This is a genomic window from Arthrobacter sp. P1_A5 (assembly GCF_056406825.1).
Map to the genome: position 1 here is coordinate 1 of NZ_JBFTZL010000118.1, position 12,015 is coordinate 12,015.

Consider the following 12,015-nt stretch of genomic DNA (forward strand, 5'->3'; position numbering starts at 1 on the left):
GAGGAGCGCTGGTCCGGAGCCGGTGCGAAAACGTGGCTCAAAACGAATGGCGACGGCGGCAGGGGTCCCTGCCCGAGCTAGCGAGGGGAGGGGGCCGCCGGGGAGGAACGAGCGCAGGCGCCGAGCAAGCGGCTGCGGAGGCGCCCGGAGGCGTGGCCAGAGGCCTGGGGCGCAGCCAGGCGCCGCCGGGCACGCACAAGGGCCGCCACCGGCTGGTGACGGCCCTGTGGGGGATACTGCCCGGCGCTATTCGACAGTGTCTGCGAGCGTCCCCAGATAGAGCTGGATGACCTTGGGATCCTTCATGAGCTCCCGGCCCGTCCCTGTGTACGCGTCCTTGCCCTGGTCCAGCACGTAGGCGCGGTCGCAGATCTGCAGGCAGCGGCGCGCGTTTTGTTCCACCATGATGACGGAGACGCCGGCCCGGTTGATCTCGTGGACCCGGAGGAAGGTCTCATCCTGCTTGACAGGGGAGAGGCCCGCGGAGGGCTCATCGAGCAGCAGAACGGCCGGGTCCATCATGAGGGCCCGTCCCATGGCGACCATCTGGCGTTCGCCGCCGGAGAGCGAGCCGGCCCGCTGTGCGCGCCGTTTGGCGAGCTCCGGGAACAGTTCGGAGACAAATTCGAACCGTTGGGCGAAGTCCTTGGGCCGCTGGAACATGCCCATCTGCATGTTTTCCTCGATGGTCAGGGCGGCGAACACGTTGTTGTTCTGCGGAACGAAGCCGACGCCCTTGCTGACCAGCTTGTTGGCCTTGAGCCCGGTGATGTCCTGCCCGCGGACCACCACCGAGCCGGAGTGGACCTTGACCAGGCCAAACATGGCCTTCAGCAGCGTGGACTTGCCGGCGCCGTTGGGACCGATGATGCCGATCAGCTCACCCTTGCGGGCCTCGATGCTGCAGCCGTTGAGGATATTGACGCCGGGGATGTAACCAGCCACCAGATCGGTGACCTTCACGACCGAGTCGCCATCGAAGGCGGGCTGGGCGGCCGGTGCCGCGCTGGTGGCGCTCATTCTTCGTCCTTCTCTGTGCGGTTTGGCTCTTCGGCGCGGTTCGGCTCTCCGGCGCTGCGGCGGCCGCGCGTCGTCCCGTTCGCCGCCTCCTCCGCCTCGATGGTGAGGACGTCGGCGGAGATGATGCCGGCGTTTTCAGTGCCGACAATCGATTCCTCGTCGGCGACCAGCTCCGCGGCCAGTTCCTTGATGCCCTCGGCGTCGCCGAGATCCACGTCGTGGTGGGCGCCGAGGTAGGCGTCGATCACGGCGGGGTTCTTCATGACTTCGGCGGGAGGCCCTTCGGCCACGATCTTGCCCTCTGCCATCACCACCACCCAGTCGGCGATGTGGCGGACCATGTTCATGTCGTGCTCGACGAACAAGACGGTCATGCCCTCGGCCTTGAGGTTCTTGATGTGGTCCAGCAGCGACTGCGTCAGCGCCGGGTTGACGCCGGCCATCGGCTCGTCGAGCATGACCAGCTTGGGCCGCACCATGAGGGAGCGGGCCATTTCCAGCAGCTTCCGCTGCCCGCCGGACAGCGACGCCGCGTAGTCGTCCCTCTTGGCGTCCAGTTTGAACTTCTCCAGCAGCACGTTGGCTTCCTGGGTGATCTTCTTTTCCTGGCCGCCCCAGATGCCCTTGAACAAAGCCTTGGACAGCCGTTCCCCGGACTGGCTGGAGGCGCCGAGGCGCATGTTCTCCATGACGGTGAGCTTGCCCATGACCTTTGTGAGCTGGAACGTGCGCACCATCCCCATCCGGGCAACCTTGTACGAGGAGACGCCGGCGATGTTGTTGCCTTCGAACTGCCATGTACCCGAGTTCGGGGTATCGAATCCCGTCAGCAGGTTGAACAAGGTGGTCTTGCCGGCGCCGTTGGGGCCGATCAGTGCAGTGATCTTGTGCCGCGGGATCTCGAGGTACTGGACGTCGACGGCGTTGATGCCGCCGAAGGTGCGGGTGACGTTTTCTGCCACCACGATCGGATCACGCTTCTTGCAACCGGGCGCGATCTCGCCGGCTGCGATCGGACGGTTGTCCGTCATGTAGTCGATCTCTTCCGACGTGCGGGGTTCGTCCCGTGACTCTTCGCTTGGAATGCTCATGCGAATGCCAGCTCCTTCTTATTGCCGAGAACGCCCTGGGGCCTGAAGATCATTAGCAGCATGAGCGCCACGCCCACCAGGATGTAACGCAGCTGCCCGGCCTGGACCGTATTCAGCCACGTGATGGTGCCGGACTCGATCAGGCCGTAGAGGATGCCCTGGGTGAGCGAGAGCACCACCCAGAAGATCATCGCGCCGACCACCGGGCCGAGYACAGTGCCGAGCCCGCCGAGCAGCAGGCAGGTGTAGAGGAAGAACGTCAGTTCCGTGCCGTAGTTGGCAGGCTGCACCGCGCCGCGGGGAATCGTGAAGATCATGCCTGCCAGGGCTCCGAGCGCGCCGCCGATGATCAGGGACTGCATCTTGTAGGCGTACACGTTCTTGCCGAGCGAGCGGACGGCGTTCTCGTCCTCGCGGATGCCCTTGAGTACCCGGCCCCAGGGGCTTCGCATCAGCAGCCAGACCAGGGTGCAGAAGACGGCCACGACTGCCCAGGCGACCACCCGGATGAAGAAGTCGCGGTTGTTCATGCCAACGTAGGTCCCCGGCGGGAAGGGATTCATGGCGTAGAAATCGCCCTCGAAGGCGGCCAGGCCGTTGGCCGAGCCGGTGATGGCGGTCAGCTGGTTGGTCGTGACGATGTAGCGCACGATTTCGGCCGCCGCGATGGTCACGATGGCCAGGTAGTCCGCCCGCAGCCGCAGCGTCGGGATGCCCAGCAGCAGGGCGAAGATGGCGGACGCGACGACGGCGATGAGCAGTCCGACGAAGAACGGCACATGGAACGTCAGGGTGGAGATGGCAAAGCCGTAGGCTCCCACCGCCATGAAGCCTGCCTGGCCGAAGTTGAGCAGGCCGGTGTAGCCGAAGTGAACCGCGAGGCCGAGGGTGGCCAGGGCGTAGGCAGCTGTCGTCGGGCTGAAAAGTTCACCGGCGGCGCTGGAAAATATGAATCCGAAGTCCATGGCTGTCTCCTAACCCACGCGCTCTTTGCGGCCCAGAATGCCCTGAGGGCGGAACAAGAGGACAACAATCATGATGAACAACGCTCCCACGTATTTGAGGTCGGCGGCGAGGCCGAACACGGTGGTCAGCTCAACGAAGATGCCGACGATGATGGAACCGACCAGGGCGCCCCAGACTGTGCCGAGGCCGCCGAGGGTGACGCTGGCGAAGATGAGCAGCAGGATCTGCGAGCCCATGTCGAAGGTGACGCCGGGACGGTAGTAGGCCCAGAGGATGCCGCCGAGGGCGGCGAGCATGCCGCCGACCACCCAGACGATCCGGATGACGGAGTCGACGTCGATGCCGGAGGCCGCGGCCAGCGCCGGGTTGTCGGCCACCGCGCGGGTGGCCTTGCCGAGACGGGTCTTCAGCAGGACGACGCCGAGGGCGGCGATCACGACGGCGCTGACGAGGAGGGACAAGAGGTTGTTGGGGGAGATGGAGATCGGGCCGATCAGGATTTCCACGCTCTGGGCGAACGGCAGTTGCTGGGTGGCGCCGCCGAAGTAGAACTGGATGATGTAGCGCACGGACAGGGCCAGGCCGATGCTGACGATCATCATCGGAACAAGCCCCGTTCCGCGGCGCCGCAGGGGTTTCCACAGGCCCGCGTCCTGGACGTAGCCGAACAATCCGCCGCCGATGACGGCCAGGATGACGGCCAGCCAGAACGGCAGGTGCATCTGGTTGAAGGCGAACACCAGTACCGCGCCGAGGGTGACCATTTCTCCGTGCGCGAAGTTGGTCAGGCCGGTGGTGCCGAAGATCAGGGACAGGCCCACGGACGCGAGGGCGAGCAACAGGCCGAAGCTCAGGCCTGCCACCAGCCGGTTGAGCAGGTTTTGCATGAAGTTCTGCTGCTCCACGACAATGCCCTTGCCAAACGTGAAGATCACCGAGAGGTTTGAGGTCTGGCTGAAGGTGACGTTGCGGGGGTTCTCCTGGCCCTCGGCCAGTTTGATGCCCTGCGGAAGCGTGGACTCATCGAGTTTGACCTCGTAGGTTCCCTGGGTGGGGACGCCGATGGTCCAGGCGCCGTTGGCTCCCGATTTCGTGGTTCCCGTGAAATCGCCGCTCGTGGCGGTGATGGTCACCCCGGGGATCGGTGCGCGGTCGTCGCCGCGCAGGAAGCCGCTGATGCTGTTCGTGAACTGGGTGGCCGACGGGGATGGTGTCGGCGAGGGGGTCGTGGCGCTGGACGCCGGGGCCACGATGAGCAGTAGCGCAGCCGTGGCGGCGAATACTGACCCCACAGCCCTCAATAGTCTGCCGCGCCGTCTCTGCGACAGGCCGCTCGTTGTGCTTCTCAAATTGAAAACCTCCACATGGGGGTGCTGTGGGTTGCGCCTTTGCAACCGTTGCGAACGGTCAGGGGACGAGCGTCTGGCACTACGATCACGTGTTGTGATGTCCGTCACCCTGTGTGGCCTATGCTACAGCCCGGGCGACCCAAAGAATGCCGCTGCGAGCAGGGAGAACGTCGCGATCGGGTAACAACCGTGTAGCGCCGCCGACACCATGCTGTAGCCCAGCTAAAGAAAACTTTTGTTGATTCCGAGTATGCCTAAACAGTGGCCTGCCCGGTCCGCAATTCGCCGGGCCACCCACTGCTGGCGCGGGCGGCTGGGCACGTACGCTCCGGCCCGCGGAACCGCCACCCCCAAGCTTTTTCCAAGCCCGCCGGCGTTATGGTGCGGAGAGCGCCAGAACCCGAGTCCGTTCGTTCCGGAATCCGGCCGGCGCCGAAGGCAGGGGCCGATCGTGGAGGGCCGACTGATGAACCGGGTGGTCAAGCTGTGCCTCGCGGGTTCGCTTGTACTGGCGATCCTGGGCCTCCCGGCGCTCAGCCTGGGCCCCGAAACCGCCGGGGCGCAGGCCTGCGTTGCCTCCACCGAGGCACTCAGGGACCCCTATCCGGGGATCCAGGCCGCGGCGTCCAGCTTCGAGGCAGGCACCCTGGACGGGTTCGGCATTTCCGCGGCCGGGACGGGGAGCGTCTCGGTGTCCACCGGGCTCTCGCACTCCGGGAACTGTGCCGCCCTCCTGCACACCACCGCGGTGCCGGGCTCCATCGCCAGGCTGACGGTGGGCCTGACCCCCGGGACCACGGAGGCATATGCGGACGGCTGGTTCAACATCGCCGCCGAAGGAATGGCGGGAAACAATGTTCCCTACTTCCGGTTCTTTGCCGGCGGAGTCCGCGTCCTGGATGTTTTCCGGCAGAACATCTCCCATGAGCTCGTGCTCCGTACCTCGTCACCCGCAGGGTTCGCCTACACCACCTTGCGGCGGGACGTCCCGACTGACTCCTGGCACCGGCTCGTCATGCACGTGGTCCCCAACGGCCCCGGGACCAACGTCCAAATCTGGTGGGACGGGCGTTCGGTCTACGCCGGCACTGTCAGTATTTCCGCGACGACGCTCGACACGCTCCAGCTTGGCTCCGAACACGATCAGCAAATGGCCGACATCTACATCGACGACGTCATTATCAACAGCGGCACGGGAACGCCGGCGCCGGTTCCCGGCCCGCTCCCCGAGCCGAAGGGTGACCCGTCGCAGCGGTTCGACGATTTCCACGGTGACGGACAGTCCGGCCTGCTGGCGGCCGGCACAGTCACGAGCCGCACGCTCACGAGCCGCACACTCGCGAGCCGCACCGGGAGGCTGGCCTCCGCGGGCATGCTAGGCCTGAAAAACCCGCTGACCTAGATCACGGTTCGGTTGCGGCGGTCCCCGTGGGGAACTATCCCTCCCGGTCAGCCGTGGGAATTGGTAGCGTGACTATATAAAATCCCCATTTCGTCTAGTCCGCATCGCACCGGAACATCACCCACCCCCTTATTTTGGAGGACACCCGCAATGGCACATGGCGGAAACCCGATCTTCAGCGGAAAGAATTTCCGCGAAGCCACCCAGGCACCGCCTGCCCCGCAGGCCCCGTACGGTCAGGCCCCGTACGGTCAGAACCCGTATGGCCAGACCGCTTACGGTCAGGCCCCGGTCCAGGGCGGGTGGAATGCGGCCCAGCAGGGCATGACCCAGGAACAGCTCCAGGACCTGTACAACCGCCCGGCGGCCGGGCCGGCTGACATTGGACGGATGACGTACGACGACGTCATCGTCAAGACCGCGGGGTGCCTCGGCATCCTGGTAGTCGGCGCGGCAGTGGCGCTCGCCGTCCCGCAGGGCACCGGATCCATGCTGATGATCCTCGGAGCCCTCGGCGGCTTCGCCCTGGCAATGGTCAACACCTTCAAGAAGCAGCCGTCGCCCGGACTTATCCTGGCCTACGCCCTGCTCGAAGGGTTCTTCCTCGGCGGCCTGACCCGCATCCTTGACAACCTGTTCCCGGGAGTCGGCATCCAGGCCGTCGTCGGGACGCTGTCCGTCTTCGCCGTGACGCTCGTGCTGTTCAAGAGCGGCAAGGTCCGGGCGACGCCCAAGCTCATGCGGTTCTTCATGATCGCCCTGATCGGCTATGCGGTGTTTGCCCTCGTCAACGTCGTCATGATGATGACCGGGGCCGTGACCACGCCGTTTGGCCTGAGCACCAGCGTGGAGATCATGGGCATCCCGCTCGGCGTCTTCATCGGCTTCCTGGCGATCGGCCTGGCCGCCTTCTCCCTGATCATGGACTTCACGTCGATCGAGGCGGCCATCAACGCCGGCGCCCCGCAGCGCTTCTCCTGGACCGCAGCCTTCGGCCTCACGGTCACGCTGGTCTGGCTCTACGTCGAAATCATCCGACTCCTGGCCATCCTGCGCGGCGACGACTGACCGGCGTCGTTCCTGAACGACCCTGATTTCCCGAGAGGAGCCCCGCCCAATGGCGGGGCTCCTCTCGTATGCGGCTCAGCAGGAAGCCGTCAGCTGAGCCGCTCGAACACAACCGCCATGCCCTGGCCGCCGCCGACGCACAGCGTGGCCAGTCCCAAAGAGGCGTCGCGGGCGCGGAGCCCATTGATCAGCGTGGTGGTCATGCGTGCGCCGGTCATCCCGAAGGGATGGCCAAGGGCAATGGCGCCGCCATGGACATTGAGTATCTCCGGATCGATGCCGAGCTCCCGGGCGCTGGCCACCACCTGGACCGCGAAGGCCTCGTTGAGCTCCACGAGGTCGATGTCCCCGATGGTCAGCCCGGCGATCGTGAGCGCCCGGCGGGTCGCTGCCACCGGCCCCATGCCCATCAACTCCGGGGACAGGGCGCTGACACCGGTGGAGACGATCCGCGCAAGCGGCTCGAGGCCCAGTTCGCGGGCGCGAGAATCACTCATAACCACGACGGCGGCGGCCCCGTCGTTGAGGGGGCACGCGTTCCCGGCCGTCACGGTGCCGCCGCTGCGGAAAACCGGCTGCAGGGCACCGACCGCCTCTGCTGTCACCCCGGGCCGCGGTGAATCGTCGCGGTCCACCACCGAGCCGTCGGCGCGGGTATAGGGGGTGATTTCGCGGGCGTAGAACCCGGAAGCGATGGCCGCCTCGGCCCGGTTCTGGCTGAGCACCGCCCAGGCGTCCTGCTCCTGACGGGTGATGCCGTAGCTTGTGGCGACGTTCTCCGCCGTCTGGCCCATGGCGATGTACACGTCCGGCATCCGGCCGCCCAGCCGCGGGTCGGTCCACGGCGTGTTGGCGGCCGCGCGGGCCTCGGTGCGTTTCCGGRCCGCCTCAAAGCGCGGATTGTGCGTGCTGGCGTCGGTCTCGCCGGCACCGGCCCAGTCCCGGTAGCGCGACACGGCCTCAACCCCGGCGGCCACGAACGCCTGGCCTTCGCCGGCCTTGATGGCGTGGAAGGCCATCCGGAGCGTCTGCAGGCTGGAGGCACAAAAACGGTTGATCGTGGCGGCCGGAACGTTGTCCAGCCCGGCCAGGATGCTGACCACACGGGCCATGTTGGAGCCGGCCTCGCCGCTTGGCTCGGCGCACCCCAGATAGATGTCGTCCAGGCCGTGGCCGGCCCCGGCGGCGGCGTCGAACTCCGGAATCCCGGCGAGGGCCGCCGTGATCATGGCCGCGGCGAGATCGTCCGGCCGTTCGTCTTTCAGGGACCCCTTGAACGCACGGCCGATCGGGCTCCGGGCAGTAGAAACGATGACAGCTTCTGGCATGCGCCCAGACTACGCCCCGCCTAGGCCAGCCGCATGGCTCCGGCCGCGGGGCTGACGCTGAAGATCTCCGGCGCGGCATACCCGGCCCGGGCGAAGGCACGTTCGACGGCGGAGCGCACCTGCTGCGCCGATCCCGCCGGGGTCAGGGCGATCGCGGAGCCGCCGAAGCCGCCGCCGGTCATGCGGGCGCCGACCGCGCCGGCCGACCGCGCCGTGTCCACGGCAAGATCCAGCTCCGCGCAGGAGATCTCGAAGTCATTGCGCATCGAGGCATGGGACGCGTCGAGCAAGGGGCCGATGGCGGCCGGGCCCCGGGTGTCCAGCAGCTCCACCGTCTGCAGCACGCGCTGGTTCTCGGTGACAACATGCCGGAGCCGGCGGAAGGTCTCCCGGTCCAGAAGCCCGCTGGCCTCCTCGAGGTCCTCGAGCCCGACGTCGCGCAGCGCCCGCACGCCAAGGACCTCGGCGGCGAGTTCGCACGATTCCCGGCGGGCCGCATACCCGCCGTCGGCGTGGGAATGGGAAACCCGGGTGTCGACAACCAGCAGCACCAGTCCCGCGGCATCGGCGTCGAACGGCACCAGCCGGACACTCTGGTCCCGGCAGTCGAGGAAGACGGCGTGGCCGGCCGTGGCCCGGAGCGAGGCGGACTGGTCCATGATGCCGGTCGGCGCGCCGACGAAGTCATTCTCCGCCCGCTGGGTGGCCAGGACCATGTCCTGCACGGAGAGGCCGGCGTCCATGAGCCCGTTCAGCGCCGAAATCACGGCGCATTCGATGGCGTGGGAGGACGACAGGCCGGCCCCTCGCGGAACCTCGGAATCCAGGAGCAGGTCCACGCCGGGAACCTGAAGGCCCCGCTGCTGCAGCGCCCAGATGACCCCGAGCGGGTACTTTGTCCAGCCCCTGGCACTGGCGCGGGCCAGCGAGCCGGTCTCCGCGGTGGTCAGCCCCTGGTTGCCGAACGTGGAGAGCATCCGCACCGTGGAATCCGGCCGGACCCGGACGGCAACCCGGGCCGCCCGGTCGATGGCGAACGGCAGGACGAAGCCCTCGTTGTAATCGGTGTGCTCGCCGATGAGGTTGACCCGCCCCGGTGCCTGCCACACGCCGTCGGGCCGGGCGCCGAAGACCGTCTCAAACCGGGCGGCGAGCCCGCGGCCGTCCAGGGGTTGATTCATGGCCTGGCTCCTGCGCTGCTGGAAGTCATGGGTCCAAGGTATACGGGTTCGCGGGGTTGTTTGTGTGGTGCGGGCTGTACGGTGGTCACCATGGATCTCTCAGCGACACCCCCGGCATCCGGCACTGTATCCGCCGCCAATGACACGATGCGCAGGTACGCGTCCGGCCGGCAGTACGAGCTCCGGCGCGGCGACGCCCTGGCAGTCGTCACCGAACTCGCCGCCGGCCTGCGGCTCTACAGCCGTGGAGACACCGCCCTGACGGAAACCTACGGGGATGCCGACATCGCGCCCGGCGCCACCGGAATCACGCTGGCACCCTGGGCCAACCGGGTGGAGGACGGCGTCTGGCACCTCAACGGCAAGAAGCTGCAGCTGGACATCACCGAGGTCTCCCGCAATAACGCCAGCCACGGTTTGCTGCGGAACTCCTCCTACGATCTCGTGGACGAGGACGAGTTCTCCGTAACCCTGGAGGCGGCGGTTTTTCCGCAGCACGGCTACCCGTTTCTTCTGCGGCACCGGGTCCGCTACGAACTGGCCGAGGACCTGGGGCTGGTGGTGCGCCAAACCCTGATCAACGACTCCCAGGACCGTGCGCCGTTCGTGCTCGGCGCGCACCCGTACCTGCGGCTGGGCGATGTGCCCAGCGAGGACCTCACCGTGAGTGTGGACGCCCGGACCAGGCTGGTCGCCGACGACCGCCTCATCCCGCGCAGCAGTGAACCGGTCAGCGGCGACTTCGATCTGCGCGGCGGGCGGCCGGTGGGGACCCTGGACCTCGATTCGGCCTACAGGGACCTGGAGTTCGACGGCGGCGTCGCCCGGCACACGCTGCGCTCACCCGACGGGCGGACGGTGAGCCTGTGGCAGGACGCGGGCTGCGGGTATGTCCATGTCTTCGTGACGACGGAATTTCCGGGCCGGTCGAAGGCGGTCGCGATCGAGCCGATGACCGGTCCCGCCAACGCGTTCAACAGCGGCGAGGGCCTGCGCTGGCTTGCGCCGGGGGAGCAGTTCTCCATGACCTGGGGCATCTCCGCCTCGCTGACGGCCGCTGCCGGCTGACGCTGTGGGCTGACCGGGCGGCCTGACCCCATGAACGGCCCCCGGGCCGGTGCCTCGGCCGTCGCCCGTGCCTGGACCGTAGCCCGGTGCTGGTTGCCGGTTGCTGGTTGCTGGTTTCTGGTTTCCTATTGGGCGTCGCCTACGGAATCATGGGGCTATGACGCCAGCTGAGGACGCCGCACCTGCCACAAGCCCCTCCTATTCCGCGGCCGGGACCGGGTCACGCGCCGGGGCCCGGGCACGGACCGACCGGGAGATCGACCAGGACATTCCCTACGGCGTGCGGATCGCCGCCGCCTGGGCGTGGCGCGGCGGGCTGATCCTGCTCGTAATCGGGCTGCTGGTCTGGCTGCTCAGCCACGTCAGCTTCCTCATCATCCCCGTGATGGTGGCCGCCCTCCTCTCGGGGCTCCTCAGCCCCGCAGTGCGCTGGATGGCCAACCGGCGTGTGCCCAAGGGGCTCGCCGTCGCCATCACGGTGCTCGGCTTCATCGGCCTCATCGTCGGTGCCCTGACCCTGGTCGGGCGCCAGCTCATGCAGGGCTTCGGCGAACTGTGGTCCCAGGCGCTCACGGGCGTGCAGCAGGTACAGACCTGGCTGTCGGAAGGCCCGCTGCACCTGACGGCCGCCCAGATCGATAAGTACATCGAGGACGCCACCGCTGCCCTGCAGAACAACAGCAGCAGCATCCTCAGCGGGGCTCTGACGTTCGGGAGCACCGCCGGGCACTTCGCCGCCGGCCTGGTCCTGGCGCTGTTCATCCTGATCTTCTTCCTGCTCGAAGGCGACAGGATCTGGGCCTTCCTCGTCAGGCTCATGCCCCGGAAGGCGCGCCGGGCCACGGACGGCGCGGGCCGCCGCGGCTGGACATCCATGGTCAGCTACGCACGCATCCAAATGTTCGTCGCCTTCGTGGACGCCGTGGGAATCGGCGTCGGCGCCGCCATCATCGGCGTGCCGCTCGCGCTGCCGCTGGGCGTGCTGGTCTTCCTCGGCTCGTTCATCCCGGTGGTCGGCGCGCTGTTCACCGGCGCGATCGCCGTGTTGCTGGCGCTGGTCGCCAACGGGCCCGTCAACGCCCTCATCATGTTGGCGATCGTGCTCGGCGTCCAGCAGCTCGAAAGCCACATCCTGCAGCCCCTCGTCATGGGCAAGGCCGTCTCCCTCCACCCCGTCGCCGTGATCCTGTCCGTCGCGGCCGGCTCCTACCTCGCCGGGATCCCCGGCGCCTTGTTCTCCGTTCCGATCCTTGCCGTAGCAAACTCGTCGATTCGCTACATTGCGGGCAGAACGTGGGAACATGATGAAGTGTTGGCAACCTCGGGAGCCGGGGGCGGTTCTGCCCCCGAACCCGGCGCAGACACCACCTTCACAGACGTCCACCTGCCGGGCGCAAACCCCGGCGGCGAGGGCGCCGCACCCAACAGCGGTGCTCCGGGCAGCGATGCCGGACGGGGCACCGACGCCTGATCCAAAGAAGGAGAACAGTTCGTGAATACCCTAGAGAGCCTGCCCGTCACGCTGGACGATGTCCTGGCTGT

At 67.3% G+C, this 12,015-nt stretch carries 10 protein-coding genes; 4 read left to right on the forward strand and 6 right to left on the reverse strand.

Features of this window, described 5'->3' with window-relative positions; all coding sequences use genetic code 11:
- Window positions 1-246: 246 nt before the first annotated feature.
- Genes AC1D1S_RS14785 through AC1D1S_RS14800 form a run of 4 tightly spaced genes read right to left on the reverse strand, consistent with a single transcriptional unit; the run spans window position 247 to window position 4,369 of the window.
- On the reverse strand, window positions 247-1,020 hold the full coding sequence (locus AC1D1S_RS14785) for an ABC transporter ATP-binding protein (protein WP_223914179.1): 774 nt from the start codon (window positions 1,018-1,020) through the stop codon (window positions 247-249).
- Complete coding sequence (locus AC1D1S_RS14790) at window positions 1,017-2,111, reverse strand: ABC transporter ATP-binding protein (protein ID WP_243180061.1); 1,095 nt, start codon at window positions 2,109-2,111, stop codon at window positions 1,017-1,019. Before AC1D1S_RS14790 ends, AC1D1S_RS14785 begins: the two co-directional genes overlap by 4 nt.
- Window positions 2,108-3,076 carry a branched-chain amino acid ABC transporter permease gene (locus tag AC1D1S_RS14795; RefSeq protein ID WP_028277360.1) on the reverse strand — a complete coding sequence of 323 codons (969 nt, stop codon included), beginning with the start codon at window positions 3,074-3,076 and terminating at the stop codon, window positions 2,108-2,110. The genes AC1D1S_RS14790 and AC1D1S_RS14795 overlap by 4 nt, the downstream gene beginning before the upstream one ends.
- Window positions 3,077-3,085: 9 nt before the next feature.
- Window positions 3,086-4,369 carry a branched-chain amino acid ABC transporter permease gene (locus AC1D1S_RS14800; RefSeq protein ID WP_028277361.1) on the reverse strand — a complete coding sequence of 428 codons (1,284 nt, stop codon included), beginning with the start codon at window positions 4,367-4,369 and terminating at the stop codon, window positions 3,086-3,088.
- A gap of 508 nt (window positions 4,370-4,877) precedes the next feature.
- Between AC1D1S_RS14800 and AC1D1S_RS14805 the strand changes: the two genes are divergently transcribed.
- Both AC1D1S_RS14805 and AC1D1S_RS14810 read left to right on the forward strand, forming a co-directional pair.
- A complete protein-coding gene (locus AC1D1S_RS14805) occupies window positions 4,878-5,828 on the forward strand; it encodes a hypothetical protein (RefSeq protein ID WP_476994801.1) in 951 nt (316 codons plus the stop codon).
- Window positions 5,829-5,978: 150 nt separating this feature from the next.
- A complete protein-coding gene (locus AC1D1S_RS14810) occupies window positions 5,979-6,896 on the forward strand; it encodes a Bax inhibitor-1/YccA family protein (protein WP_243180050.1) in 918 nt (305 codons plus the stop codon).
- Window positions 6,897-6,985: 89 nt separating this feature from the next.
- Here the strand turns inward: AC1D1S_RS14810 and AC1D1S_RS14815 are convergent, their stop codons facing one another.
- Together AC1D1S_RS14815 and galK are read right to left on the reverse strand one after the other, a co-directional pair.
- Complete coding sequence (locus AC1D1S_RS14815) at window positions 6,986-8,224, reverse strand: acetyl-CoA C-acetyltransferase (RefSeq protein ID WP_476994802.1); 1,239 nt, start codon at window positions 8,222-8,224, stop codon at window positions 6,986-6,988.
- A 20-nt stretch (window positions 8,225-8,244) separates the two neighbouring features.
- On the reverse strand, window positions 8,245-9,405 hold the full coding sequence (gene galK, locus AC1D1S_RS14820) for a galactokinase (RefSeq protein ID WP_476946358.1): 1,161 nt from the start codon (window positions 9,403-9,405) through the stop codon (window positions 8,245-8,247).
- A gap of 90 nt (window positions 9,406-9,495) precedes the next feature.
- On the opposite strand from galK, the gene AC1D1S_RS14825 reads away from it, so the two are divergent.
- On the forward strand, window positions 9,496-10,473 hold the full coding sequence (locus AC1D1S_RS14825; protein WP_476994803.1) for an aldose 1-epimerase family protein: 978 nt from the start codon (window positions 9,496-9,498) through the stop codon (window positions 10,471-10,473).
- A 157-nt stretch (window positions 10,474-10,630) separates the two neighbouring features.
- Complete coding sequence (locus AC1D1S_RS14830) at window positions 10,631-11,944, forward strand: AI-2E family transporter (protein WP_476946357.1); 1,314 nt, start codon at window positions 10,631-10,633, stop codon at window positions 11,942-11,944.
- Window positions 11,945-12,015 lie beyond the last annotated feature (71 nt).

Coding starts and splice junctions, on each gene's coding strand:
- AC1D1S_RS14785 (WP_223914179.1), bottom strand. CDS start 1,020: ATGAGCGCCACCAGCGCGGCACCGGCCGCCCAGCCCGCCTTCGATGGC.
- AC1D1S_RS14790 (WP_243180061.1), bottom strand. CDS start 2,111: ATGAGCATTCCAAGCGAAGAGTCACGGGACGAACCCCGCACGTCGGAA.
- AC1D1S_RS14810 (WP_243180050.1), top strand. CDS start 5,979: ATGGCACATGGCGGAAACCCGATCTTCAGCGGAAAGAATTTCCGCGAA.
- galK (WP_476946358.1), bottom strand. CDS start 9,405: ATGAATCAACCCCTGGACGGCCGCGGGCTCGCCGCCCGGTTTGAGACG.
- AC1D1S_RS14825 (WP_476994803.1), top strand. CDS start 9,496: ATGGATCTCTCAGCGACACCCCCGGCATCCGGCACTGTATCCGCCGCC.
- AC1D1S_RS14830 (WP_476946357.1), top strand. CDS start 10,631: ATGACGCCAGCTGAGGACGCCGCACCTGCCACAAGCCCCTCCTATTCC.